The 24,327-nt window shown below is 75.5% G+C and carries 21 protein-coding genes and 1 pseudogene; 17 read left to right on the forward strand and 5 right to left on the reverse strand.

Features of this window, described 5'->3' with window-relative positions:
- The first annotated feature begins 39 nt into the window (after positions 1-39).
- From EES41_RS31990 to EES41_RS32010, 5 genes are all read left to right on the forward strand, one after another.
- Positions 40-1,179 carry a gala protein gene (locus EES41_RS31990; RefSeq protein WP_123082822.1) on the forward strand — a complete coding sequence of 380 codons (1,140 nt, stop codon included), beginning with the start codon at positions 40-42 and terminating at the stop codon, positions 1,177-1,179.
- Positions 1,176-2,957 (forward strand): ankyrin repeat domain-containing protein, encoded by a 1,782-nt coding sequence (locus tag EES41_RS31995; protein WP_123081424.1) that lies wholly within the window; start codon positions 1,176-1,178, stop codon positions 2,955-2,957. The genes EES41_RS31990 and EES41_RS31995 overlap by 4 nt, the downstream gene beginning before the upstream one ends.
- The gene (locus tag EES41_RS32000) at positions 2,954-4,159 is read left to right on the forward strand and encodes an AAA family ATPase (protein ID WP_037798741.1); all 1,206 of its coding nucleotides are present in this window, start codon (positions 2,954-2,956) and stop codon (positions 4,157-4,159) included. The genes EES41_RS31995 and EES41_RS32000 overlap by 4 nt, the downstream gene beginning before the upstream one ends.
- A 17-nt stretch (positions 4,160-4,176) precedes the next feature.
- Positions 4,177-5,370 (forward strand): VWA-like domain-containing protein, encoded by a 1,194-nt coding sequence (locus EES41_RS32005; RefSeq protein WP_123081425.1) that lies wholly within the window; start codon positions 4,177-4,179, stop codon positions 5,368-5,370.
- A 94-nt stretch (positions 5,371-5,464) separates the two neighbouring features.
- Positions 5,465-6,016: a TerD family protein gene (locus tag EES41_RS32010; protein ID WP_123081426.1), complete on the forward strand. Its 552-nt coding sequence runs from the start codon at positions 5,465-5,467 to the stop codon at positions 6,014-6,016.
- Between the two features lie 176 nt (positions 6,017-6,192).
- Here EES41_RS32010 and EES41_RS32015 read toward each other — a convergent pair whose 3' ends face one another.
- Positions 6,193-6,789, reverse strand: coding sequence for a TetR/AcrR family transcriptional regulator (locus EES41_RS32015; protein WP_037798745.1), 597 nt, complete (start codon positions 6,787-6,789; stop codon positions 6,193-6,195).
- Between the two features lie 140 nt (positions 6,790-6,929).
- Between EES41_RS32015 and EES41_RS32020 the strand changes: the two genes are divergently transcribed.
- The 7 genes and pseudogenes from EES41_RS32020 to EES41_RS32050 all read left to right on the forward strand — a co-directional run bounded on the left by EES41_RS32020 (position 6,930) and on the right by EES41_RS32050 (position 14,816).
- Positions 6,930-7,895: a phosphatase PAP2 family protein gene (locus EES41_RS32020; protein ID WP_123081427.1), complete on the forward strand. Its 966-nt coding sequence runs from the start codon at positions 6,930-6,932 to the stop codon at positions 7,893-7,895.
- Positions 7,892-8,725: a hypothetical protein gene (locus EES41_RS32025; RefSeq protein ID WP_214355096.1), complete on the forward strand. Its 834-nt coding sequence runs from the start codon at positions 7,892-7,894 to the stop codon at positions 8,723-8,725. Before EES41_RS32020 ends, EES41_RS32025 begins: the two co-directional genes overlap by 4 nt.
- Before the next feature lie 93 nt (positions 8,726-8,818).
- Positions 8,819-9,085, forward strand: a complete 267-nt coding sequence (locus EES41_RS32030) for a GlsB/YeaQ/YmgE family stress response membrane protein (protein ID WP_037798748.1) — start codon at positions 8,819-8,821, stop codon at positions 9,083-9,085.
- Between the two features lie 575 nt (positions 9,086-9,660).
- Positions 9,661-11,184, forward strand: a pseudogene (locus EES41_RS32035) (peptide-N4-asparagine amidase); the annotation flags it as partial.
- Positions 11,185-11,211: 27 nt separating this feature from the next.
- Positions 11,212-12,903: a serine/threonine-protein kinase gene (locus EES41_RS32040; protein ID WP_123081428.1), complete on the forward strand. Its 1,692-nt coding sequence runs from the start codon at positions 11,212-11,214 to the stop codon at positions 12,901-12,903.
- 81 nt (positions 12,904-12,984) lie between these two features.
- On the forward strand, positions 12,985-14,214 hold the full coding sequence (locus EES41_RS32045; protein ID WP_123081429.1) for a sensor histidine kinase: 1,230 nt from the start codon (positions 12,985-12,987) through the stop codon (positions 14,212-14,214).
- Positions 14,211-14,816: a response regulator transcription factor gene (locus EES41_RS32050; protein WP_123081430.1), complete on the forward strand. Its 606-nt coding sequence runs from the start codon at positions 14,211-14,213 to the stop codon at positions 14,814-14,816. The genes EES41_RS32045 and EES41_RS32050 overlap by 4 nt, the downstream gene beginning before the upstream one ends.
- A gap of 33 nt (positions 14,817-14,849) precedes the next feature.
- Here the strand turns inward: EES41_RS32050 and EES41_RS32055 are convergent, their stop codons facing one another.
- Both EES41_RS32055 and EES41_RS32060 read right to left on the reverse strand, forming a co-directional pair.
- Positions 14,850-15,596, reverse strand: coding sequence for a transglycosylase SLT domain-containing protein (locus tag EES41_RS32055; protein ID WP_123081431.1), 747 nt, complete (start codon positions 15,594-15,596; stop codon positions 14,850-14,852).
- 419 nt (positions 15,597-16,015) lie between these two features.
- A complete protein-coding gene (locus tag EES41_RS32060) occupies positions 16,016-16,933 on the reverse strand; it encodes a dihydrodipicolinate synthase family protein (protein WP_123081432.1) in 918 nt (305 codons plus the stop codon).
- Between the two features lie 71 nt (positions 16,934-17,004).
- On the opposite strand from EES41_RS32060, the gene EES41_RS32065 reads away from it, so the two are divergent.
- The 3 genes from EES41_RS32065 to EES41_RS32080 all read left to right on the forward strand — a co-directional run bounded on the left by EES41_RS32065 (position 17,005) and on the right by EES41_RS32080 (position 20,673).
- Positions 17,005-17,955 carry a LysR substrate-binding domain-containing protein gene (locus EES41_RS32065; protein ID WP_123081433.1) on the forward strand — a complete coding sequence of 317 codons (951 nt, stop codon included), beginning with the start codon at positions 17,005-17,007 and terminating at the stop codon, positions 17,953-17,955.
- 73 nt (positions 17,956-18,028) lie between these two features.
- Positions 18,029-19,114: an S-(hydroxymethyl)mycothiol dehydrogenase gene (locus EES41_RS32070; RefSeq protein ID WP_174261770.1), complete on the forward strand. Its 1,086-nt coding sequence runs from the start codon at positions 18,029-18,031 to the stop codon at positions 19,112-19,114.
- 248 nt (positions 19,115-19,362) lie between these two features.
- On the forward strand, positions 19,363-20,673 hold the full coding sequence (locus EES41_RS32080) for an alpha/beta fold hydrolase (protein WP_123081435.1): 1,311 nt from the start codon (positions 19,363-19,365) through the stop codon (positions 20,671-20,673).
- Positions 20,674-20,683: 10 nt separating this feature from the next.
- Here EES41_RS32080 and EES41_RS32085 read toward each other — a convergent pair whose 3' ends face one another.
- Entirely contained in the window at positions 20,684-21,415 is a 732-nt protein-coding gene (locus tag EES41_RS32085) for a hypothetical protein (RefSeq protein ID WP_123081436.1), read from the reverse strand.
- A 241-nt stretch (positions 21,416-21,656) separates the two neighbouring features.
- Between EES41_RS32085 and EES41_RS32090 the strand changes: the two genes are divergently transcribed.
- A complete protein-coding gene (locus tag EES41_RS32090; protein ID WP_123082824.1) occupies positions 21,657-22,421 on the forward strand; it encodes a PIG-L deacetylase family protein in 765 nt (254 codons plus the stop codon).
- 60 nt (positions 22,422-22,481) lie between these two features.
- Positions 22,482-23,315 carry an enoyl-CoA hydratase/isomerase family protein gene (locus tag EES41_RS32095; RefSeq protein ID WP_123081437.1) on the forward strand — a complete coding sequence of 278 codons (834 nt, stop codon included), beginning with the start codon at positions 22,482-22,484 and terminating at the stop codon, positions 23,313-23,315.
- A 37-nt stretch (positions 23,316-23,352) separates the two neighbouring features.
- Here the strand turns inward: EES41_RS32095 and EES41_RS32100 are convergent, their stop codons facing one another.
- Positions 23,353-24,309, reverse strand: a complete 957-nt coding sequence (locus tag EES41_RS32100; RefSeq protein ID WP_123081438.1) for an SDR family oxidoreductase — start codon at positions 24,307-24,309, stop codon at positions 23,353-23,355.
- Positions 24,310-24,327: the final 18 nt, after the last annotated feature.

Raw genomic sequence — 24,327 nt, forward strand, 5'->3', positions numbered from 1 at the left:
GCGGACGCCGGGCACCGGCGAAGGACCGGTGGAGTGGTGATGACACAGCCGACACCCGTACGCTGCCCCGTGATCGAGCACCCCGAGCTGCCGCTCGCCGACCCGGCGGGGCTCGATCCGCTGCTCGCGCGGCTCGCCGCGGCCGAACGCGTCGACGCCGACGAGGAGTTCCCCCTCGGTACCCTCCGCGGCGACGGCCGCGTCGACCTGTGCAAGCAGGGCCTCGGCCCGGCCGGCGCGGCGCGGCTGCTGCCGGTGGCCGCCGCCTCCGCGCACGCCCGGCACCTGCTGCTCGGCACCAACTCCATCGGGGACGACGGCGCCCGCACCCTGGCCCGCTCGCTGGCCGGGGGGCACGGGCTGCACACCCTCTACCTCGGCTGCAACCGGATCGGCCCGGACGGGGTGAGCGCCCTGGCCGGGGCCCTCGCCGACGACACCACCGTCCGCGCCCTCTGGCTCAAGCGGAACCCCGTCCTCGAAGACGGCGCCCGCACCCTCGCCGCCCTGCTGCGCCGCAACACCACCCTGCGCACCCTCGACCTGGTCAACACCGGCATCGGGGCCGAAGGCGTACGTGCAGTCCTCGACGCCCTCATCCACCGCGAAGCCCCCCTGGAGCGGCTGTTCCTCGGCGGCAACGGCCTCACCGCCGCCGACGCGCCGCTGCTCGCCGCCCTCATCCGCGACGCCGGGGTCCGCGAGCTGTACCTCCCCGCCAACCACCTCGGCGACGCCGGCGCGGCCGTCCTCGCATCCGCGGCGGCCGCCGACCCCGCCCGCCCCGTCCGCCTCGGCCTCGGCGGCAACGGCATCGGCCCGGCCGGCGCCCGCTCCCTGGCCGACGCCCTCGGCGGCATCGACACCCTGGACCTCGGCCGCGCGATGTCCGAACGCAGCCTCGGCTCCGACGGCAACTCCACCGGCGACGAGGGCGCCCGCGCCCTGGCCGCCGCCCTCCCCGGCAGCCCCCTGCGCCGTCTGGAGCTGCGCCACACCGGACTCACCGGACGCGGCGCGAAGACCCTGCTGGCCGCGGTGCCCGCCGGCTCCCCGCTGGAGTACGTCGGCCTCGGCCCCGGACTGCCCCGCCGCGTCAAGCGCTCCTTCGCCGAACGCCTGCGCCCCGCCCGCGCCACCCACCCGGACCTGCGCGCCATCGGCAGCGTGTACCGATGAGCGGCGTCCTGCCCGGCGGCATCCTGCCCGAGGACGCCCCGACCTGGCAGCGGATCCGCCGCCACGCCGTACCCGGCTGGATGATCGAGCGCGCCACCGCGCACCGGCTCGACGGCGACTGGCGGGCTGCCTGCGCCGCCGCGGCCGTGGACATCCGCTTCGACCCGGCCGACATCGCCGCGCGCCACGGCTCGGCCGTCGCCGAGGCCCTGGAGGACGACCTGCGCCACGTGGCGCCCGACCTGCTGCGCTGGCACCTGCCCCGCGTGCTGGGCGGCCGTACGACGATCGCCACCGACCTCCGGATCCTGCTCGCCGCCTACGGCCCCCGCCCCGACGCGCCGTCCCTCTGCGTCGCCACCCCCGCGATGACCGAGGGGCCGCAACGGCTGCGGCTGCTGTGCGAACCGGTCCACCCCGTGCGGCCCCACGTCCCGTACTCCGGCTTCGCCGTGGAGGACTGGAGCGCGGCCCGGCCGCTCTGGGACGCCCGCCGCGCCGGCGCGCTGCGCGGACTCCTCGGCGCGGGCGACGGCCGGCTGCCCTTCTTCCGCGCCGACGGCACCCCGCTCGGCCCCGACGAGCTGCCCCGCGCGGACCCCGGCTCCGCCGACCCCGCCAGGGCCGCCGAGTGGGTCACCCTCCTCCAGGCCCGCGGCGACTACGCCGAGGCCTACGCGGCCGCGGGCATCGAGCGCGACCTGACCACCCCCGAGCGGACCAGGACCTACGGCCACCCGGTGACCGCGGAGTCGGTCCTCGCGACCACCGCCCTCGACCTGACCCGGCTGCGGGCCGGGGTACGGGAGCTCGCGGCGGCCGGGGCCGGCGGCGCGTTCCGCATCCAGTCCCCCTACCGCACCATCCGGCTCGACGCGGTCGGCGAGGCCCCGCACGGCCCCGACGGCCCGATCCGGGCCCGTTACGTCGAGCAGCGGGAGGAGGCGGCGCGCGTCGCCCGGCTGCCGGAGTACGCCTGGAAGCGGCTGCCCGACCTCGAACTCGTACGGCTCGGGCGGATCACCCCGCGCGAACTCCACCCGCTCGTCGCCGGGGCCCTGTTCCCGGGCGCCGGCCCCGCCGTCGGGCCGCCCGGCCCGGCGCGGAGCAAACCGGTGCGGGTGCGCTGCGGGGGCGGCTGGCACGAGGTCCGCTCGCGCGGCGGCCTGCTGGAGATGCCGCACACCCCCGAGGAACAGCGGCGCGAGCGCGCGCTGCGGGCGTTCGGCGGCGCCGTCAGCGGCTGCTTCGCCGTGGAGGCGACCTGGATCACGGGAGAAGGGCGGCTGCCGCGCGCCCTGCGCGCCGAGCACCGGGAGTTCTTCCTGCGGGCCCAGCACGGCGACACCCCGGCCGTCCTGGCCCTGCTGGACGCCGGTGTCAGCCCCCGGATCCGGGACGGGCGGCGGCGCGGACTGCTCCACCTGCTCCCCCTCCTCGACCACGAGCCGCTGCTGCCCAGACTGCTGGCGGCCGGGCTCGACCTGGAGTCCAAGGACGTCAACCAGCGCACCCCGCTCCAGTCGGCGGTGCACTGGGGCGGCTCCGCGGAACTGGTCCGGGCGCTGCTCGCGGCCGGGTCCCGGATCGACGTCATCGACGAGATGGAACTGTCCCTGTCCCAGGAGATCCGCCGCTACAAGCGCTCCGACCTGGCCTTCCTGCGGCGCCGGGTGGACGAGGAGTTCCCCGGCATCGGCGCCGACTGGTGGGACGAGTACGTGCAGGACCGCGAGGACGACGAGTACGACGAGCACGACGAGGACGACGACGCATGAGTTCCCAGCCGCATCCGCAGGGCGGCCCGCGCGCCCTCGCCGCCGCCGACGCCCTCAACGCCCGGCTCGGCGGCACCCGGACCGAGCCCGCCGTCAACCCCCAACTGGAGGCGCTCGCACTGGCCGTGACGGCCAATCAGCCCGTCCTGCTGTGGGGCGAGCCCGGCATCGGCAAGTCCGCCGGCATGGAACAGCTCGCCGCCGCCCTCGGCGTCGGGCTGGAGAGCGTCATCGCCAGCGTCCACGAGCCCTCCGACTTCGCGGGGCTGCCCATCGTCGGCGACGACCCCGCCACCACCGGCGTCCCCATGGCCCCGCCGGACTGGGCGGTCCGCCTCGCCCGCACCGGCCACGGGCTGCTGTTCTTCGACGAGCTGTCCTCCGCCCCGCCGGCCGTGCAGGCCGCGCTGCTGCGCGTGGTGCTGGAACGCCGCGTCGGCAGCCTCGTCCTGCCCGCGTCGGTAAGGATCGTCGCCGCGGCCAATCCGCCGTCCAGCGCGGCCGACGGCTGGCACCTCAGCCCGCCGCTGGCCAACCGGTTCGTACACCTCGACTGGACCCACGACCCCCGCACCGTGGCCCGCGGCATGGCCGGAACCTGGCCCGAGGTCGCCATCCCAGCCGTCGACCCCGCCCGGATCTCCGGCTCCGCCGCCCGCGCCCGCGGTGTGATCTCCGGATTCCTGACGGCCCGGCCCGGCCTCGTGCACCACATGCCGAAGGAGGCCGAGGGCCGCGGCCGGGCCTGGCCCTCGCCGCGGACCTGGGAGATGGCGCTACGGCTGCTGGCCGCCGGATACGCGGCCGGCGCGGGCCGCGAGGCGCTCGCCACCGCCCTCACCGGGGCCGTCGGGGAAGCCACCGGCATCGAGCTGCTCTCGTACATGGAACACCTCGACCTGCCCGACCCGGACCGGGTGCTCGCCGACCCGGACGCCTTCGCGCTGCCCGGGCGCGGCGACCGGCAGCTCGCCTTCCTCATCGCCGTGGTCGCGGCCGTCCAGAGCGAGCTCACCCGCCCCCGCTGGGAGGCCGGCTGGGCGGTCCTGGCCAAGGCGGTGGAGGCGGGCGTACCCGACGTGGCCGCGCGGGCGGCCGCCGACCTCGCCGCGATGCGCCACCCGGACTGGCCCGTCCCCGCCGGGATCGACGCCTTCGTGGAGCTGCTCCAGCTCGCGGGCGCGCTGCCCGGCGGCGGCTGAGGCCGGGGCGGTACCGCGTGAGCACCGCCGCCGGCCTGGACCGGGCGAAGCTGCTCGCCGCCCGCTTCAAGGCCGCCCAGGACCGCCCGTACCTCGCCTCCGCCCTGTATGCGCTGACGGTGGTCCCGTCCTCGCGCGTCCCCACCATGGGCGTCGACCGGCACTGGCGCTGCTACGTGGCGCCCGCCTTCGTCGACGCGACGCCCGTCACCGAGCTGGCCGGGGTGTGGATCCACGAGGTCGCCCACCTGCTCCGCGACCACCACGCGCGGGCCGGCCGGCTCCCGGCCGCCGACCAGCGCGACCACCTCCGCGTCAACCTCGCCCAGGACTGCGAGATCAACGACGACCTGCTCGCGGACGGGCTGCGGCTGCCCGAAGGCCGGGTGGAACCAAGGGACTTCGGCCTGCCCGCGGGCGGCATGTTCGAAAGCTACCTGCCCGCCATCCCGGCCTCGTCCCCGCACGGCGCGGACTGCGGATCCGGCGCGCACGGCACCCCGATGCCCTGGGAACTCGGCGAGGCCGCCGGTCCGGCCCGGATCGGCGCCGTGGAGGCCGAGGCGCTGCGCCGCCAGACCGCCGAGGCCGTCCGGGCCCACCAGCGCGCCCGGGGCAGCGTCCCGGCCGGCTGGCGGCGCTGGGCGGAGCAGCTGCTGGAACCCACCGTCGACTGGCGCCGGGCGCTGTCCGGTGCGGTACGGGAGGCCACCGCCTGGGCGGCGGGCGCCGTGGACTACACCTACCGCCGCCCCTCGCGCCGCACGCCCGCGCTCGGCGGCCGCGTGGTGCTGCCCAGCCTGCGCAGGCCGCTGCCCCGGGTGGCGATCGTCATCGACACCTCGGGGTCGATGGGCGAGGACGACCTCGCCGCCGCGCTCGCCGAAGTCACCGGTGTGCTGCGGGAGGTGGGGGTAGGCGCCCAGCGGGTCGCCGTCCTGGCCTGCGACGCCGACGTGCACGCCGTGACCCGGGTGACCAGCGCCGAGCAGGTGACCCTGGCCGGGGGCGGCGGCACCGACATGACCGTCGGCATCAGCGCCGCGCTGGCCCTGCCCGACCGGCCGAACATCGTCGTCGTCCTGACCGACGGGTACACGCCGTGGCCGGCCGAGACCCCGTCCTGCCGGCTGATCGCCGCCCTGATCGGGGCCGCCGCGCCGGAGCCGCCGAGCTGGGTGGAGACCGTACGGGTCGACCTCGGGCAGTGACCCGACTGGCCTGGAACGTACGGTGGTTCGCCCCCCGTTCACGCGCGCATGACAGCATGGCGGGGCAACACCCGGTACACGGAGGGGGAGTTCGGTGAGCGGAGTACGCAAGGGCCTGGCCAAGGTGGAGATCGCGCTGCGATGGGATCCCAGCCCGGCTGGCACGCCCGCGAACGACCTGGACATACTCGCCGCGGTCTACGGCGCGGCGGACCCGCACGGGGAGCCGGTCTACCTCGTGCACTTCGGCAGCCGGGCCCCCGACGGGACGATCACGCTGAACCGGGACAGCCAGACCGGGCAGGGCTTCGGCTTCGACGAGGTGATGACCCTCGAACTCACCCGGATGTCGAGCGAGTTGGGCCGCGTGGTGGTGGGCGTCGTGATCCAGGACGCCGACGCGGGCACGGGCGCGGGGGAGGGTGTGAAGACCTTCGCGGACATCCCCGGAACCGGGCTGCGCATCCGCGAGGGCTACACGGACCTTGCCGAGACCGACTTCGCCGCCGTCGCGGGCGCCACGGCGGCCACGGTCGCGGAGTTCGTCCGCGACGCCTCGGGCAGCTGGTCGCTGGACGGCGCCGTGCGCGGCTTCGAGGCGGGCCCGGAGGAGTTCGCCCGGACCATGGGAGCCGTCCGCTCCTGATCCCGAGGCCCGTCCGCTCCTGACCCCGCGGGCCCCGTCGGTTCCGCACAGATCGGGCGGCGGCCACTCGTCGCGCGAGTGGCCGCCGCCCGGTCCGGGTGGCGCGCTGCCGCCGTCCCCACGAGGCAGCGCGGGCGGGTCGCCGTCCGGTCATCGGAGACGGCTGCCCGCCGGTTCTAGGGGGTGATCCCGAGCGAGGGAAGCAGGGCCGCGTCGACGAACCGGACCAGATAGTCGGCGTCGGCGTAGCGGCCCTCCAGGACCGGGCGGATCCGCAGCACACCCATCAGCTGCGCCGGCAGGAACTCCACGGCCGGATGGTCCGGGCCGATCTCGCCGCGCGCCACCGCCCGCGCGACCATCGCGTCGAACGCCGCCAGCTCCGGCTCCACCAGCGCCTCGCGCAGCGCCGCCTGGAGCTCCTCGTCGCTGAGCACCGCGTGCCCGAGGGCCTGGGTGAGCCGGGTGTCGCGCCCCGAGGTGCCGGCCGCGATCCGGGCCGCCTCGCGCAGGTCGCCCGCCAGGGTCCCGGTGTCCACGGCCGCGAGCGTGCCCTGCCGGTTCGCGCGCAGGGCGGCCGCCACGAGCTGCGGCTTGCTCTTCCACTGCCGGTAGAGCGTCGACTTGCCGCAGCAGGCGCGGGCGGCGACGCCCTCCATGGTCAGGGCCTCGTAGCCGTGCTCGCGCAGCTGTTCCAGCACGGCGTCGTAGAACTCCTGCACCCGCTCCGGGCTGATCTTGGAGCGGCGCGCGCTGGTCGGCGTCGACGTCATGGGGTGCGGCTCTCCTCGGCGGCTCGGTCGGTAGGGCGAGTGTACGGGAAGACGAGCTTATCGCTACACCTGCGTATCGATACGCGAATGTATCGATACACTGGCGTGTCGATGTGCTGCACAGGAAGTGAGACCGGGGGATGACCTCTCCTACGAAACCGGCCGGGCCACCCCCCGGCCCGCCGGCCGCCCGGCGCCGCCTCATACGCGAGCTGCTGCTCGTCGCGGGCCTGTTCGCCGTCTACAAGGCCGGCCGGACGCTCTCGACCGGCCGCACGGACGAGGCGTACCGCAACGCCGGACGGATCTGGGACGCCGAGCGCGCCCTGCACCTGCCCGGCGAGGGCGCGGTACAGCGGCTCCTGCTGCACGGGGACGCCCTCGTCCACACCGCGAACACCTACTACGCGGCCGTGCACTTCCCGGCGACCGCGCTCTTCCTGGTCTGGCTGTACGTCCGCCGGCCGGCCCACTACCTCTGGGCCCGCCGGGTGCTCGCCGTCCTCACCGGCGCCGCCCTCGCCCTGCACCTCACCTTCCCGCTCGCCCCGCCGCGGATGCTCGGCGCCGCGCACCTGGTCGACACCGGCCAGGTGTACGGGCCCAGCGTGTACGGGGCCGCGCCGGCGACCGACACCATGGCCAACCAGTTCGCCGCCATGCCCTCGCTGCACTTCGGATGGGCCCTGATGCTGGCCCTCGGCATGATCGCCGCGACCCGGTCGCGGTGGCGGGCCCTGTGGCTGCTGCACCCGCTGCTGACGCTGCTGGTGGTCGTGGGCACCGCCAACCACTACTGGCTCGACGCGATCGTGGCCACCGTGCTGCTGGGCGGGGCGCTGCTGCTGATCCCGAGGCCGGTGGCGGCCCGTACCGCCGCCGCCGTCGTACGCGGACACGTGCCGGGCCCGAAGGCCCCGGCGGCCGCCGCGGCCCCGGCCGCCGTGTCCGGGCCCGCCGCCGCCGTATCCGGGCCCGCGCCTGCGCCCGCGTCCGCCGCCGTGCCCGTGCCCGTGTCCGGGGCCGCCGCCCCGGCGCCCGGGCCTCCCACGCCCGCGACCGCTCTCGCCGCGCCCGCGGCCGTCACCGCCGGGGCCGGACGATGAACGCCACCGCCCTCGCCCTCCTGCTGTGCCTCGCCTCCGCCGTGACCTACGCCGCGGCCGCCGTGGCCCAGGAACGCCTCGCCCGGCGCGCCGTCGCCCGCAGCGCGAAGGCCCTGCTCGGCTCCGGCGGCTGGTGGTGGTCGGCCGGGCTGAACGCGGCCGCCGCGCTGCTGCACGCAGCCGCCCTGCGCTACGGACCGCTCACGCTGGTCCAGCCGCTGGGCGCGCTCACCCTCGTCGCCGCCGTCCCGCTGGGCGCGCGCGGCGCAGGCCGCCGGGTGGCGGCCACCGAATGGCGCGGCACCCTGGCCACCGTCGCCGGGCTCGGCCTGCTGCTGCTCCCCGCCTCGGGACCGGCCCCCGACGACACCCTCAGCCTGGCCGAGGCGCTCGCCGTCTCGGGCGCCACCGCCGCCGTGATCCTGCTGCTCACCGCACGGCGGGACCCCCGCTCGGGTCTCCGCCACGCCACGGCGTCCGGCCTGGCCTCCGCGGCGGCCTCCGCCCTGACCCAGACCGTGGCGGTGGCCGGCGGCCGCGGCGGGGCCCTGCTGAGCTTCCGCGTCGTCGCGGTGGCCCTGCTGGTGGTGGTGTTCGCGGTCGGCGGGATGCTGCTGTCCCAGCGGGCCTACCGGGGCGGGCTGGGCGCACCGCTGGCCGTGGTGAACCTGGCCAATCCGCTGGCCGCGGCCGCCATCGGCATGGTCCTGCTCGGCGAACGCCTCCAGGGCGGGGCGCTGGGGGTCCTGCTGGCGGTGACCGGCGCGTTCGCGGCGGCCCGCGGGGTCATGCTGCTGACCCGGACGCCGATCGTCCGCGTCGTGGCGTGAGAGGCCGCGCTGAACCGTTCGCGGCCGTTTCGCGTCCTCGCTGGTGAGCACGCCGACCGACGGGCGTGACGGAACGAAGCGGAGTGCACGGGCATGGGCATAGTCAGCTGGATCATCCTCGGACTGCTGGCGGGCGCCATCGCCAAGGTGCTGCTCCCCGGCCGGGACCCCGGTGGCCTGATCGGCACCACCCTCATCGGCGTCGCCGGCGCCTTCACCGGAGGCTGGCTCTCCGCCAAGTTCCTGGACCGCCCGATCCAGAACGAGTTCTTCGACCTCGCCACCTGGGGCTCCGCCATCGCCGGCTCCCTGGTCCTGCTGATCGGCTACCGGATCCTGTTCGGCAACTCCCGCGACTGACCCCGCCGACCGGGAGGCCAACGCCCCGCTCCGGAAGCCGCCGCACACGCCGGGACCGGGCGCGGCGCCGCGCGGTGCGGTGCGGTGCTCGTCGGGGACGGCCGACCGCGCGGGGCGGCGGCCTCATCGCCGGGTCGGCCGTCCGCGCAGGCGTCGCGCTCGCCGGCCTCGGCCCCGGGGTCAAGGCGCAAGGGCGCGAACCCCCGCAAGAGCGCCAAGACCGGCGCGGGCGAGGCCGATGCCCCCGATCCGCCGGGGCCCAGGGGCGAGATCAGGCCAAGGGCCGGGCGCCCGCTCTGGCGGGCCCGGGCCGGGGCCGGTTTCACTGCGGGCCCATGAGACGACACATCACGGGCCTGCTCGGCGCGCTCGCGCTCGCCGCGGGCACGCTGGCCGCCGCGGCACCCGCGAGCGCGGCCCCCGCCGGGCTCCCCGCCACCACCGCCACGGCCGTGGCGGCGCCCGCCGGTCCGGGGCGCGCCACCGCGCGCGGCGCCCGCCCGGCCGGGCTCTCCGCCACCACCGCCGCAGCCGTGGCGGGGCGCGCCCCCGGCAGGGCGGGCGCCGCGGGAGGGGAGGTCCCCGCCGAGTTCGGGAGCGACTGGCACGATCCGGTCACCGCCGGTCCGGCCGTCGCGCGGCCCGGGACGCGGGCGTGCGAGGTGACCCTCGCCGAGGCGCGGTTCCGGGACTTCACCCCCTACCGGGGCGACTACACCCCGCCCACCGCCTGCGGCTCCGCCTCCTGGGCCAAGGTGGTGCTCCGCCTCGACGGCAAGGTCAAGGGCCGCCAGTACGACCGCCTCGGCAACCTCACCCTGGGCGGCGTCGAGATCCTCCGTACCTCCACCCCCCAGCCCTCGCCCGACGGCATCAGCTGGGCCGTCGAGAAGGACGTCACCCGCTACCGCGACACCCTGAGGCGCCCGCAGCCCGTCGAGATGCTCATCGGCAACGTGGTCGACGACACCTACACGGGCGTCATCGACGTCAAGGTCACCCTCACCTTCTACGCCGCCGAGCGCGGCCCCGGCCGCCCGGCGGCCCCCGACACCCCCGACCGGGTCCTCCCGCTCACCACCCCGGCCGTCACCACCCCCCGCAACACCGAACGGCTCCTCGCCGAGGTGTACGCCACCGGCTCCGGCGGCGGCTGCGAGGAGTACTGGTACCTGACCACCCCCGACGCCGCCCCGTACTCCTGCAAGGCCGCCGACGGCCCCCACCGCGAGGTCCGCGTCCTCGTCGACGGACAGCTCGCCGGCATCGCCGCGCCCTTCCCCACCGTCTGGACCGGCGGCTGGTCCAACCCGTTCCTCTGGTACGTGACCCCCGGCCCCCGCGCCTTCGACGTCCAGCCCGTCCTCTACGACCTCACCCCCTACGCCGCGCTCCTCAACGACGGCCGCCCGCACCGGATCGAGGTCTCCGTCGCCGGCGTCCCGGCCGGCCAGAGCGGCTGGAGCACCCCGACCAACCTGCTGCTGTGGCAGGACGAGGCCCGCGCCGTCGTCACCGGCGCCCTGACCCGGCACGACGAGGGCGAACCGGCCAACTCCTCCCGCTGGACCCCGGGCACCGAGCACCGCCTCGACACCGAGGGCGGCCACCGCCTCACCGTCGCCGGTTACCTCGACACCTCCCACGGCCGGATCACCACCACCGTCAGCCGCGAGGTGCGCGGCGCCTCCGTCCACCGCTGGACCGACGGCGAGGGCCTGGACGCGCTCACCGCCACCTGGACCGACCGGGAGGACGTGGCCCGCGGCGCCACCACCACCCGTACCGAGCGCACGTACACCATGGACGGCGTCACCACCCTCGGCGCCGGAGACCGGCTGCGCACCGTCCTCTCGCTGGGCGACCGCGCCGACACCGTCACCCTGCGCGGCGGCCGCCCGGTCGACTCCTCCCGGCTCGACGACCGGTACACGGGCGACGCCACCTACACCACGAACGTCCCGCGCGACCAGCGGCACGCGGTGGGCACCACCACCGCGCGCCACCGCCTGTACGGGGCGGGGGCACCGGGCGGCTGTTACGACCGTACGGTGGCCACCGCCCAGGGCACGGTGACGGTGGACCGCCGCCGCTGCTGACACACCGGGCGCCTACGATGACCGGCCATGGACACGAGTGAGGCCGGCAGACAGCTGGTCGATGGCCGATTCGAACTGATCAGCCCGCTGGGCGCCGGCGGCATGGGAACGGTGTGGCGCGCCCGCGACATCGCGTTGCACCGCGACGTGGCCTTGAAGGAGGTGCGCCCGCCGGACCCGGCGACCGCGGCCGCGCAGCCCGGGCTGGCCACCCAGCTGCGCGAACGCGCGATCCGCGAGGCCCGGGCGCTGGCCCGGCTCGCGCACCCGAACGTGGTGACGATCCACCACATCGTCGAGCCCGCCGAGGGCGTGGACGGCCACCCGTGGATCGTGATGGAGCTCGTCAAGGGCGGCTCCCTGCACGACCGGCTGGAAACCGGCCCGATGCCGGTCGCGGACGTCCTGCGGCTCGGCCTCGACGTGCTGTCCGCGCTGCGGGCCGCGCACGCCGAGGGCGTCCTGCACCGCGATGTGAAACCGGCCAATGTGCTGCTGCGGCCCAACGGCTCGGCCGTGCTGACCGACTTCGGCATCGCGGCCCTGCACGGTTCGACCGCCCTGACCTCCACCGGGGTGCTGATCGGCTCGCCCGAGTACATCGCGCCCGAGCGGGTCCGCGGGGAGGAGGGGCTCGCCTCCTCCGACCTGTGGTCCCTCGGCATGCTGCTGTACGTGGCGGCGGAAGGCGTGCACCCGATGCGCCGGGCCAGCAGCCTGGCCACCGTGGTGGCCGTGCTCGACGACCCGATCCCCGTGCCCGTCCGGTCCGGTCCGCTGGGGCCCGTACTGGAGCGGCTGCTGGTCCGGGACCCGGCGGCGCGGCCGGACGCCGAGCAGCTGGAACTGCTGCTCCGGAACGCGAGCAGTGCTCTTGGCGGGGCGACGCCGGTCACGCCGCCCGTGGTCCTCGGCCAGTACGGGCCGCCGACCCCGCCGCCGTTCAGCCCGCCGTCGTTCAACCCCGGCGGTGGATCCCCGTACGCGCCGACCACGCCCGTCGTGGCGCCGCGCATCCCGCGCCGCCGGCCGGCGCTGATAGCGGCCCTGCTGACGGTGGCCGTCGCCGGCGGAGTGATCGGCCTCGTCCAGGCGTTCCCCGGCGGCGGGTCCGGTTCGGGCGGCGACGCGAAGGGCTCCACGGCCTCCCACTCCGCCTCCGCCCCCGCCTCCGGTTCCGGCTCTGGCTCGGCCGGCTCGGGCTCTGGTTCGGGCAGCGGCGCCACGCCCGGCCCCAGGGCGAGCGCCTCCCAGGCCGGCTCCGACACCGCGGCCAAGGGCAGCATGCTCACCCCCGCCAACATCCGTATCGCGCTGGCGGCGTTCAAGGAGAAGACCGGCACCACCACCTTCGTGGACCTGAGGATCTACGACGGGTACGTGCTCGCCTCCATCCCCACCGCGCCCGACGCCAAGACCGTCGACGCGTGGCAGTACCGCGACGGCGCGGCCAAGCGGACCGGCCCCGACGGCACGGTGGACGAGGAAGAGCCGCTGATCGACATGTCCAAGGTCAGCTGGGACGCCCTGCCCGAGCTGATGGAGAAGTCGAAGAAGGAGCTCAAGATGCCGAACCCGACCTCGCGGTACGTCATCGTCGAGCCCTGGATGATGGACCAGGTCCCCTGTATGCGGCCCTACCTCAGCGACGAGTACGGCCAGGGCGGCTACGTCCTCGCCGGCATCGACGGCAAGATCAAGAAGGTCGTCGCCTCCTGATGGCGGTTCCCCGGGCATGACATTTGTCCTGCCCGGGTCCGTACACGTGGATCTGCCGCTCTCCCCGCCCGGTCTCCTAGCGTGGTGCACATGCAGCAGCAGACCACGAAGCAGCCCGTCCCCGCGGTCCGGACCCCACGCGTGTTCCGCGCAGGCGCGAGGAGGGCGGCGCGCGCCAAGGAGGATTGCCGCGACGGTGGCGGCACGGGCCCGATCGGTACGCCCGGGGGCTTCGCCCTGCTGCCGTGGCTGCTCCTGGGCATGGGGTCGATCTCCAACGTCCTCAAGGGCGAGACCCCCGACCCGTGGGTCGGCGTCGTCGGCCTCCTCGCCTTCAACTCCCTCTACGTCAGCCTGGTGTTCCGCGCCTTCGACCGCGGGGCCCGGGAATCCGTCGCCACCCGCTGGTGCCTGGCCGCGCTCGGCCTCGTCACCTTCGCCCTCGCCGCCGCCTACGGGGGCAACTGGCTGCTCTTCTTCCCGCTGCTGGGACTCGCCACCGGCGCCGTGCTCCGCGGCCGCCCCCTCGGGCGGGTGCTGTTCGCGGTCACCGCCACGGCGGCGGCGGTGGCCGGGTACCACGAGGGCTGGGACGCGGTCGGGGTGGTGTACGGGACCCTGGTGTCGGGCGCCGTCACCGCGGCCATCCTCGCGCTGTCCGGGACGGTGCGTGAACTGCGCGACACCCGCGAGGAGCTGGCCCGGGCGGCGGTCGACCAGGAGCGGCTGCGCTTCTCGCGCGACCTGCACGATCTGCTGGGCCACACCCTCTCGGTGATCGTGGTGAAGTCGGAGGTGGCCCGCCGGATCGCGCCCCGCGACATCGACGCCGCCCTCGTCCAGGTCCGCGACATCGAATCGGTGGGCCGACAGGCGCTGACCGAGATACGGGAGGCCGTCACCGGCTACCGCGAGGCCAGCCTCGCCGCCGAACTGGACCGGGCCCGGGGCGCGTTGACGGCGGCGGGCATCGAGTCCGTCGTACGGCAGTCCGGCCCCCCGCTGCCCCCGCAGGCGGCGGCGCTGCTGGGCTGGGTGGTCCGCGAGTGCGCCACGAACGTGATCCGGCACAGCGGCGCGACCACCTGCGAGATCGAGGTGCGCGGCTCGGCCGAGCGGGTCCGGCTGGTGATCACCGACGACGGCGCAGGCGTAGCGTCGACCCTGCCGGGCAGTGGTCTGACCGGCCTCACCGAACGCCTCGCGGCGGCCGGTGGCGTTCTGGAAAGCGGTCCTGCCCCCGGCCGCGGTTTCCGGGTCACCGCCGAACTCCCGGTGGAGCCGGCCGACGGGGGCGAGGAGAGCCGATGATCAGGGTCCTGCTGGCGGAGGACCAGGGGATGATGCGCGGCGCCCTGGCCCTGCTGCTCGGGATGGAGGAGGACATCGAGGTGGTGGCGCAGGTCGCCGCCGGGGACGAGATCGTGCCCGCCGCCCTGGCGGCCCGGCCGGACGTGGCCCTCCTGGACATCGAACTCCCCGGCCGCAGCGGCCTCGACGCCGCCGCCGACCTGCGGGCCCGGTGCCCCGGCTGCCGGGTGCTGATCCTGACGACCTTCGGCCGGCCCGGCTACCTGCGCCGGGCGATGGAGGCCGGGGCCGCCGGGTTCCTGGTGAAGGACGGGCCGGTGGAGGAACTCGCCGCCGCCGTCCGCCGGGTGCTCGCGGGGGAGAAGGTGATCGACCCCGCGCTCGCGGCCGCCGCGCTCGGCGCCGGCCCGAACCCGCTGACCGCGCGGGAGCGGGACGTGCTGAACGCCGCGGCGGACGGGGCGACCGTGGCCGACGTCGCCGCGAGGGTGTCCCTGACCGAGTCGACGGTGCGCAACCACCTGTCCTCGGCGATCGGCAAGACGGGCACCCGCAACCGCATGGAAGCGGTCCGCGCCGCCCGTCGCCAGGGGTGGCTCTAGGGCCTGATCCGAAAGGACAGGCCCTAGGGGCGGTCAGTAGGCGCCGTTGACGTTGTCGATCGAGCCGTAGCGGGCGGCCGCGTAGTTGCAGGCGGCGGTGATGTTCGCGACCGGGTCGTAGGAGTCCATGGGCGTGCCGGGCACGTGGTAGGCCCGGAAGGTCGGGTCGATGACCTGGAGCAGGCCCTTGGAGGGTATGCCGGCGGCCGCGTTGGAGTCCCAGTTGTTGATGGCCATCGGGTTGCCCGAGGACTCGCGCATCACATTGCGGTGAATTCCGTTGTAGCTTCCCGGAATTCCGTGCTTGGCCATGACGTCCAGGGACTCCCGGATCCAGCCGTCAAGATTGTTCGCGTACGTGGGGGCGGCGGGCTCGGCCGAGATCGTCTTGGCCCGTGCGGCCGCCGCCTTGGCGGCCGTGCCGAGGGTCAGCTTGAGGCCGGGCTGAATGAGCGAGGGGTTGCCGCCGATGGTGGTCTTGTTGGCGTCGTAAAGGGCCTGCCAGCCGCCGTTCACGGAATGCTGGGCCGCGATCTTGGAAAGCGTGTCCCCGCCGATGACGGAATACGTGAGGGGTACGGCGGCCTTTTCCACGGCGGGTGCCGCGGCCGGGGCGAGCGTGGTCACCGAGGCGACGGTGGCGGGCTGCGTGACGGCCGCCCCGGCCGTGGTCGCGCTGATCAGCGGGAGGGCGAGGGCCGCGCCGCCGGTGCCGGCGAACGCCAGCCTGCGGGCGATCGGGTGCTGCTTCGGCCGACGGTGCTTAGCCTTTGCGGGCATGGCGCAATTCCTCACGTGGGGGGACGGGAGAGCCACGGCGGCGGCCGGATTCGGCAGGGGGCCACCGGGAATGATGGTGACCGTAGGCCGTCCCTCGGTGTGGGAACAAGACTGGAATTCCGGCTGGAGATCGACTTCTCGGAATAGGTCCGTTAAATGACCATGAAGCCCCCTTCCCGGGAAGGCCAACTTTCTTTCCGGGATAAGGGAATCGGCTGTTTCCGGAAAATGATGTTGGCGTGCTCCGCGTGACTCACATCACGGTTTAAAGGCGCCGAGGATGAATTCGGACAACTCGCCCGTACCCAGACCTGATTCGGGCGACTCGCCTGATACCGGCGAATCGCCCACACCGTCCCCTAGCGGGCGGAGAACCCCGCGGTGATCGGAGATCGGCGGTGGTCAGAGCTCGGCGGTGGTCAGAGGCCTGCCAGCGACCGCAGGGTCCGCGCCGCCGAGGCCCCGTCCGCCGGGAGCAGCGGCAGCCGGACGTCCGCCGTCGGGATCCGGCCCCGCGCGTGCAGGACCGCCTTGATCACCGTCGGGTTGGGCTCCTCGAAGACCGCCGCCGAGACGCGGGCCAGCGCATGGCCCAGCGCCCGCGCCCGGGGGACGTCACCCGCCTCCCAGGCCGCCGCGAGCTCCACGAAACGGGCCGTCGCCAGGTGCGCCGAGGCCAGGATCGCGCCCGCCGCACCGAGGGCCAGCATCGGCGAGGCGTACGCGTCGTCGCCGGCCAGCACCTCGAACCCGTCCGGCAGGTCCCCGAGCAGCGCCACCGTGTCCTGGTCGATGCCCCCGGCGGCGTACTTCACCCCGGCCACCCCCGGCAGCTCCCCGAGCGCCCGCAGTGCCCCCGCGTCCAGCGGCTGCCCGGTCCGGTACGGGACGTGGTAGACGACCAGCGGTACGGGGCTGACCTCGGCCAGCCGGGCGAAGTGCGCGAGCACCCCCGCCGCCGAGGGCCGTACGAACGGCGGCACCGTCACCAGCGCCGCCCGCACCCCCGGCCACCGCTCCAGCCGGGCGAGCGAGGCCTCGGCGGCCCGGGTGCCGCTCGCCCCGGCGCCCACCGTGAGCAGCCCGCCGCGCTCCGCGCAGACCCGCGCGCAGACCTCGGTCACGAGATCCCGCTCGGCCTCGTCGAGCGCGGCCGTCTCGGCGGTGGTGCCGAGCGCCACGATCCCGGCGGCGCCCGCGTCGAGGACCTCGTGGGCGAGGGTCTCCAGGGCCTCGGTGGCGATCCCCCCGGCCGCCGTGAAGGGCGTGACGAGCGGTACGTGGATCCCCCGCAGGGAGAGCGTGGGCTGGGGCCGGGTGTCCTGTCGCGTGGTCATGCCGTCGAGCCTCGCCCGCCCGAACCGGCAAATCCAGTTCGCGCTTCTTACCCGAACCGTAAGCTGAGCCGATGCTCGACGTTCGGCGCCTGCGCCTGCTCCGTGAACTCGCCCGCCGCGGCACCATCGCCGCCGTCGCCGAGGCCCTCGCGTTCAGCCCCTCGGCCGTCTCCCAGCAGCTCGGCGTCCTCGAACGGGAAGCCGGCCTGCCGCTGCTGGAGCGCACCGGCCGGCGGGTCCGGCTGACCCCCGCCGGGGAGGACCTCGTCCGGCACGCCGAGGCCGTCCTGGAACGGCTGGAGCGGGCCGAGGCCGATCTCGCCGAAGCGCGCACGGGGCTCGCCGGCGCCCTGCGCGTCGGCTCCTTCCCCACCGCCACCCGGGCCATCGTCCCGGCCGCCCTGATGGCCCTCGCCCGCCGCCACCCGCGACTGGAGCCGATGGTCTGCGAGACCGACCCGGCGGCCGTCGCGCACGCGCTGCGGGCCGGCGACCTGGACGTGGCCCTGGTCCACGAGTACGACTTCGTCCCCGCGCCGCGGGAGCCCGGCCTGACCACCGAGCCGCTGTACGGGGAGGCGATGTATCTCGCGGCCCCGGCGGCCCCGGCGGCCCCAACGGCCCCGGCGGGCACCCCGGAGGAGGCGGGACGCGACCAGGGCGCGGTGCTCCGTACCCACGCGGAGGCACCCTGGATCACGGCGACGCCCGGCACCCTCTGCCACGCCATGACCGTACGGGCCTGTCAGGCGGCCGGGTTCACGCCCCGGGTCCGCCATCAGGTCGACGAGTTCGCCACCGTCCTCGCCCTGGTCGCGGCCGGTCAGGGGGTGGCCGTCGTACCGCAGCTCGGCATCACCGGCGCCGACCACGCCGTCGGCCTCACCCGGCTGCTGATGGAGCGCCGGACCCAGCTCGCCTTCCGCAGCGGAGCCGGCGCGCACCCCGCCGTGGCCGCGTTCGGCGCGGCGCTGCGGGCCGCCGTGCCGCCGGAACTGGCCAGTCCGCGCGCCGAAGCGTGACACAACTCCCGCACCGCTCCGCGTCCGTGTACGTTCGATGATCCAGACGGATCCGATCAGAGCGGGGTATGACGTGACACATCGCGTACGTGGGGTCATCGCACGGAGCAAGGGCGCACCGGTGGAAACGACGACGATCCTCGTGCCCGACCCCGGCCCCGGCGAGGCGCTCGTCAGGGTCCAGGCCTGCGGGGTCTGCCACACCGACCTGCACTACCGCGAGGGCGGCATCAACGACGAGTTCCCCTTCCTCCTCGGTCACGAGGCCGCCGGCGTCGTCGAATCGGTCGGCCCCGACGTCACCTCCGTCGCGCCCGGCGACTTCGTCGTCCTCAACTGGCGCGCGGTGTGCGGCACCTGCCGGGCCTGCAAGCGCGGCCGTCCCTGGTACTGCTTCAACACCCACAACGCCACCCAGCCCATGACCCTGGAGGACGGCACCCCGCTGTCCCCGGCGCTCGGCATCGGGGCCTTCGCCGAGAAGACCCTGGTCGCCGCCGGCCAGTGCACCAAGGTGGACCCGGCCGCCTCCCCGGCCGCCGCCGGACTCCTCGGCTGCGGGGTGATGGCGGGCCTCGGCGCCGCGCTGAACACCGGCAACGTCGGACGCGGGGACTCCGTCGCCGTCATCGGGTGCGGGGGAGTGGGCAACGCGGCCGTCGCCGGCGCGCGGCTCGCGGGCGCCTCGCGGATCATCGCCGTGGACCTGGACGACCGGAAGCTGGAGTGGGCGCGGGGCCTCGGCGCCACCCACACCGTCAACGGCCGCACCGAGGACGTCGTCAAGGCGGTCCAGGCGCTGACCGGCGGCAACGGCGCGGACGTCGTCATCGACGCCGTCGGCCGCCCGGAGACCTACCAGCAGGCCTTCTACGCGCGGGACCTCGCGGGCACCGTGGTCCTGGTCGGCGTGCCGACCCCGGAGATGAAGCTCGAACTCCCGCTGCTCGACGTCTTCGGCCGGGGCGGCGCCCTCAAGTCCTCCTGGTACGGGGACTGCCTGCCCGAACGGGACTTCCCGCTGCTGATCGACCTCTACCTCCAGGGCCGCCTCGACCTCGACGCCTTCGTCTCCGAGACGATCCCGCTCGACGGCGTCGAGGAAGCCTTCACCCGCATGGAACGCGGCGAGGTCCTCCGCTCGGTCGTGGAGTTCTAACCCCAGGCCACCCCGCCCGCCCCCGGCTGCCCGGCCGACCCGCCAGGCGGGCCGGCCGGGCGACCTGGCCGGGCCGGGGGCCGAACGGCCCGGCGGGCCGCAAGCCGCCGCCCGGGCCGGGGAGTCGGCCGGGCAGCCTTCGGGGGCGATGGCGGGGGGTCCGCGCGGGGGGTTCGGACGTAGACTCGGCCGCGGCCGGCACCCGGCACCCTCCGACCGTTTCCGCTCGCCGCACTCAGGGGATTCCCGTGACCTCCGATCGCAGTTACCGTCAGCCCGGTGTCGTCCTGACCGACCACCACTTCACCGTCCCGCTGGACCACGCCCACCCGGGCGGCGAGTCCATCGAGCTGTACGCCCGCGAGGCCGTCGCGACCGGCAAGGACCCCGAGGGCCTGCCCTGGCTGGTGTACCTGGAGGGCGGCCCCGGCTTCGGTGCCCGGCGGTTCATCGGGCGGCAGGCCTGGCTGGGGCGGGCCCTCGCCGAGTACCGGGTGCTGCTCCTCGACCAGCGCGGAACCGGCCGCTCCACCCCGGTGTCCCGGCAGACGCTGCCCCTGCGCGGCACGCCGGGGCAGCAGGCCGAGTACCTCGCCCACTTCCGCGCCGACGCGATCGTGCGCGACTGCGAGGCCATCCGCCCCCGGCTGACCGGCGGCGCGCCCTGGACCGTACTGGGCCAGAGCTTCGGCGGGTTCTGCGCCACGCGCTACCTCTCCACCGCCCCCGAGGGCCTGGCCGCCGCGCTGCTCACCGGCGGCCTGCCCTCGCTCGACGCCACCGCCGACGAGGTGTACCGGGCCGCGTACCCCCGGATCGAGCGCAAGAACCTGGCCCACTACGCCCGTTACCCGGCGGACGTGGAGCGCGCCCGCCGGATCGCCGCGCACCTCGCCGAGACCCCGGTCCGCCTCCCCGGCGGATACCGGCTCACCGTCGAGGCGTTCCAGTCCCTCGGCATCCTCCTCGGCACCGGCGACGGCAGCCACCAGCTGCACTACCTGCTGGAGGACGCCTTCGTCCCGACCCCGGACGGGCCCGCCCTCTCCGACGCCTTCCTGGAGGGCGTCCACGGCCAGCTCTCCTTCGCCGGACACCCGCTGTACGCGCTCGTCCACGAGGCGCTCTACGCCCAGGACCCGGCCGCGCCCACCGCCTGGGCCGCCGAGCGGGTGCGCGCCGAGCACCCGCGGTTCGACGCCGCCAAGACCCTGGCGGGGGACGAGCCGCTCCTGTTCACCGGCGAGACCATCCACCCCTGGCACTTCACCGCCGACCCGGCGCTCGCCCCGCTGCGCGAGACCGCCGAACTGCTGGCCGCCCGCACCGGCTGGGAGCCGCTCTACGACCCGGCGCGGCTCGCCGCCAACGAGGTCCCGGTGGCCGCCGCCGTCTACCACGACGACATGTACGTGGACACCGAGCACTCGCTGCGCACCGCCCGCGCGATCCGGGGCCTGCGGACCTGGGTGACGGACGAGTTCGAGCACGACGGCGTCCGTGCCGGGGGCCCGCGCGTACTGGACCGCCTGCTGGCCCTGGTCCGCGGCGAGGCGTAGGGGCGTCCCGCTACGGGCGGGCGTACGAGCCGATCCCGACCAGGCAGTACACGTACTCGTTGAGCGGGACGCCGCCCCGGGTGTAGCGGTACGAGAACGCGTACTGGGTCTTCGGGTTGTCGTTGCAGCGGTTCAGGTCCGAGGTCAGCGGGATGCTCTGGATCACCTTGTAGTGCGCGTCGGACGCCGAGCAGGAGACCTCGCGGACGCCGGTGACCGTCTGCGCGGTCGTCGAGTCGGGCAGCGTCCCGTTGAGACAGGTCCCCGAGTCGAACGGGCTGGGGGCGGCCTCGCTCGCGGTCGCGCCGCCGTCCGGGGCGGCCGTGGCCGTGGCCGGCGGGGCCGGGGCGGGCGAGTACGGGCTGTACGAGGGGCTGGGCACGGGGCCGGCGGAGGCGGCGGTGTTCCCGTCGTCCCCGTCGTTCCCGTCGTCCCCCCGGTTCAGCAGCACCAGGCCGACGGTCACGGCGGCGAGGACGGCGACCGCCACCAGGCACCCCCGCGTGCCCGCCTTGCCGGCGGCGGACGGTCCCGGGGTCGTGCCCGGCCCCGTACCCGGGGCCACCCGGACGCGCAGCAGCACGTCGGTGCCCCCGAGGCGCGCCCGGACCAGGGCTCCGTCCGAGGTCGGCGGGATCCTGAGCCGGGCGGTGCCGGTCCCGCCCGGCAGCGGCACGGTGAGGATCACTCCGTGCGCCGCCTGCTGCGGGGTGAGCGTGAGGGGGATCTCCTGCGAGGACACCGGTGGCTCCCAGAGGTGAGGGCGGTCGTGACGGACCCTCACGGATTGTGCCGGGCAGGTGCTCGCCGCCGCAGCCGTTCCGCCGCACGCGCCCCGGCGCGGACCAGGTGCGCACGGCCCGGGCGCCGGCAGCGGCGTCAGGTCCGGGGCGAGCCGGCAGCGCCCGGTTCGAAGAAGTCCCGGTGGCGTCGAGGAGCGCAACCACCTCTCCGTGCCCGTCCATTCGCCTATGGTGCGCAGCATGACCAAAGAAGTGGATCAACCGGCGCAGCTGGAACCCATGCCCACCGACTGGCAGCGCGCCCTTGCCGTGGTCGCCCACCCCGACGACCTGGAGTACGGCTGCGCGGCGGCGATCGCCGACTGGACGGACGGCGGCCGCGAGGTCGTGTACGTCCTGGCCACGCGCGGCGAGGCCGGCATCGACACCCTCGCCCCCGAGGAGTGCGCCCCGCTGCGCGAGGCCGAGCAGCGGGCGAGCGCGGCCGTGGTCGGGGTGTCCGAGGTGGAGTTCCTCGACCACCGCGACGGGGTCGTCGAGTACGGCCTCGGCCTGCGCCGGGACATCGCGGCGGCCATCCGCCGGCACCGGCCGGAGCTCGTGATCACCCTGAACCACCGTGACACCTGGGGCGGACAGGGTGGCGGGGGCTACTGGAACACCCCCGACCACCAGGCCGTCGGCCGGGCCACGCTGGACGCGGCCGGTGACGCCGGCAACCGGTGGATCTTCCCCGAGCTGATCGCCGAGCGGGGCCTGGAGCCGTGGAACGGGGTGCGCTGGGTCGCGGTGGCCGGTTCCGCCACGCCGACGCACGCGGCCGATGCCGGGCCGGGGCTGGAGCGTTCGGTGAAGTCCCTGATGGAGCACAAGGCGTACATCGAGGTGCTGACGGACCAGGACCCCGAGGAGTACTGCCGCACCTTCCTCACGGGCAACGCGCGGCAGGCGGCGCCCCGGTTCGGCGGCCGGCCTGCGGTCACGTTCGAGGTCTTCCCGCGCTGACCGCCGCCCCCTACCGTGTCTGACGACTCGTCAGGAATGGTCGAGAGGGGTCCGGTTCGGATGATCGACACGGTGTCCACGGAGATCGCGGAGGGTGAGGAGCGGATCCGCCTGGAGGTCGCGGACGGCATCGCGGTCCTCACCCTCTGCCGCCCGGACAAGCTCAACGGCTGGAGCTGGGAGTCCACGCGCCAGCTCGGCCTGCTCGCGGACCGGATCCGCTTCGACCCGGGCGTACGGGTGGTGCTGCTGCGGGCGGAGGGACGGGCCTTCTGCGCGGGGATCGACGTCACCGCCCCGGGCGGCGCGATCACCGGCGCCTCGGCCGCCGAGCGGACCCGGAACTACTACGAGGGCATCCGCTGGGTCCACGAGCGCTTCGCGGTCCTCGCGCGGCTGCCGCAGCCGGTGGTCGCGGCCGTGCAGGGGTACTGCCTCGGGTTCGGCTTCGAGCTGGCGCTGATGGCGGACGTCCGGGTGGCGGCGCGGGACGCGGTGTTCGCCCTCCCGGAGGCCGGGCTCGGCGTGGCGGTGGACGCGGGCGGCGACCTGCGGATCGCGCGGGAGGCGGGCGCGGGCTGGGCCAAGTTCCTGGCGCTGACGGGCCGGCGGATCGACGCGGAGACGGCGGAGCGGCTGCGGCTGGTCCAGCTGGTGGTTCCGACGGGCGAACTCGACGGCGTGGCACGGGAGGTGGCGGCGGAGATCGCGGCCAACGCGCCGCTCGCGGTGCAGGGGATCAAACGGGGGATCGACGCCTACGCGGACGCGGGGCTGGCGGCCGCGCTGGACGGCGTCGCGATGACGGCGGCACTGACCCTGACCTCCGAGGACTGCCGCGAGGGCTACACCGCCCGGTCCGCCCGCACCCCACCCCGCTTCACGGGCGCCTGACCCCCGCCGGCGGCCGCGCGGCGCGGGCACCCGCTGTTCACGGGGTGAAGGGGCCGCGGCCCAGCTGGGTGCGCAGGGGGGTGAGCTCCGGGTTGACCACGGTGCGGCGCTGCCAGTTGGCGCCGTCCACGACCAGGGTGTGCCCGGTGACGAACCGGGCGTACGGCGAGGCCAGGAAGGTGGCCGCCCACCCCAGCTCGCGCGGGGCGCCCACCCGCAGGGCCGGCTGGCGCGCGTCCAGCCCGCCGCCCGGTCCGCCGCCTGTCCCGCCGCCCGGTCCGCCGTCCAGCCCGGCCGTGATCGCCTCCGGCAGGTCCGGGTGCGGGAACAGCCCCGGGACCAGGCCGTTGATCTGGATCCCGTACGGCCCCCACTCCACCGCCAGGGTCTCCACCAGGTTCTTCACACCGGCCTTCGCGGCCGCGCTGTGCGCGAACCCCGGCCCGCCGGTCCAGGCGTACGAGGCGCCGATGTTCACGATCGAGCCCGGCGTCCCCGCCGCCAGGTGCCGCCGCCCGAACTCCCGCGTCATGAACCAGGTGCCGGTCAGGGTGATGTCGACCACCGCCCGCCACGCGCCCGGCGTCAGGTCCTCCGCCGGCGACGGGAAATTGGCGGCCGCGTTGTTGACCAGGACGTCCGGCAGCCCGACCGCCGCCTGCGCCGCGTCGAAGACCTCCGCGACCCGCTCCGGGTCCCGGATGTCGCAGACGGCGGCCGTCACCCGGCCCGCGCCGGGGACGGCCGCCAGCTCCTCGCGCGCCGCCTCCAGTTGCCGCGCCCGGCGGCTCGCGATCACCAGGTCCGCGCCGAGCCGCGCGAACTCGGCGGCGATGGCCTTGCCCAGCCCGGAGCCGCCGCCGGTCACGAGGACCACCTGCCCCTCGTACGTACCGGGGGGCAGGGCGGCGGCGCCGAGCGGCGGCGGCGCGGGCAGCCCGCGCGCGGGGTCCTGCGCGGGGTCCTGCGCGGGGTTCCGTGAAGGGTTCTCCATGCGGCCATCGATACCGCG

Origin of the sequence: Streptomyces sp. ADI95-16 (assembly GCF_003721495.1) — a bacterium.
GTDB classification, from domain to species: Bacteria; Actinomycetota; Actinomycetes; order Streptomycetales; family Streptomycetaceae; genus Streptomyces; species Streptomyces goshikiensis.

Excerpts from the sequence above, each read along its gene's own strand:
- EES41_RS31990 (WP_123082822.1), top strand. The coding sequence starts at position 40 with ATGACACAGCCGACACCCGTACGCTGCCCCGTGATCGAGCACCCCGAG.
- EES41_RS31995 (WP_123081424.1), top strand. The coding sequence starts at position 1,176 with ATGAGCGGCGTCCTGCCCGGCGGCATCCTGCCCGAGGACGCCCCGACC.
- EES41_RS32000 (WP_037798741.1), top strand. The coding sequence starts at position 2,954 with ATGAGTTCCCAGCCGCATCCGCAGGGCGGCCCGCGCGCCCTCGCCGCC.
- EES41_RS32015 (WP_037798745.1), bottom strand. The coding sequence starts at position 6,789 with ATGACGTCGACGCCGACCAGCGCGCGCCGCTCCAAGATCAGCCCGGAG.
- EES41_RS32020 (WP_123081427.1), top strand. The coding sequence starts at position 6,930 with ATGACCTCTCCTACGAAACCGGCCGGGCCACCCCCCGGCCCGCCGGCC.
- EES41_RS32025 (WP_214355096.1), top strand. The coding sequence starts at position 7,892 with ATGAACGCCACCGCCCTCGCCCTCCTGCTGTGCCTCGCCTCCGCCGTG.
- EES41_RS32030 (WP_037798748.1), top strand. The coding sequence starts at position 8,819 with ATGGGCATAGTCAGCTGGATCATCCTCGGACTGCTGGCGGGCGCCATC.
- EES41_RS32040 (WP_123081428.1), top strand. The coding sequence starts at position 11,212 with ATGGACACGAGTGAGGCCGGCAGACAGCTGGTCGATGGCCGATTCGAA.
- EES41_RS32050 (WP_123081430.1), top strand. The coding sequence starts at position 14,211 with ATGATCAGGGTCCTGCTGGCGGAGGACCAGGGGATGATGCGCGGCGCC.
- EES41_RS32055 (WP_123081431.1), bottom strand. The coding sequence starts at position 15,596 with ATGCCCGCAAAGGCTAAGCACCGTCGGCCGAAGCAGCACCCGATCGCC.
- EES41_RS32060 (WP_123081432.1), bottom strand. The coding sequence starts at position 16,933 with ATGACCACGCGACAGGACACCCGGCCCCAGCCCACGCTCTCCCTGCGG.
- EES41_RS32065 (WP_123081433.1), top strand. The coding sequence starts at position 17,005 with ATGCTCGACGTTCGGCGCCTGCGCCTGCTCCGTGAACTCGCCCGCCGC.
- EES41_RS32090 (WP_123082824.1), top strand. The coding sequence starts at position 21,657 with ATGACCAAAGAAGTGGATCAACCGGCGCAGCTGGAACCCATGCCCACC.
- EES41_RS32095 (WP_123081437.1), top strand. The coding sequence starts at position 22,482 with ATGATCGACACGGTGTCCACGGAGATCGCGGAGGGTGAGGAGCGGATC.
- EES41_RS32100 (WP_123081438.1), bottom strand. The coding sequence starts at position 24,309 with ATGGAGAACCCTTCACGGAACCCCGCGCAGGACCCCGCGCAGGACCCC.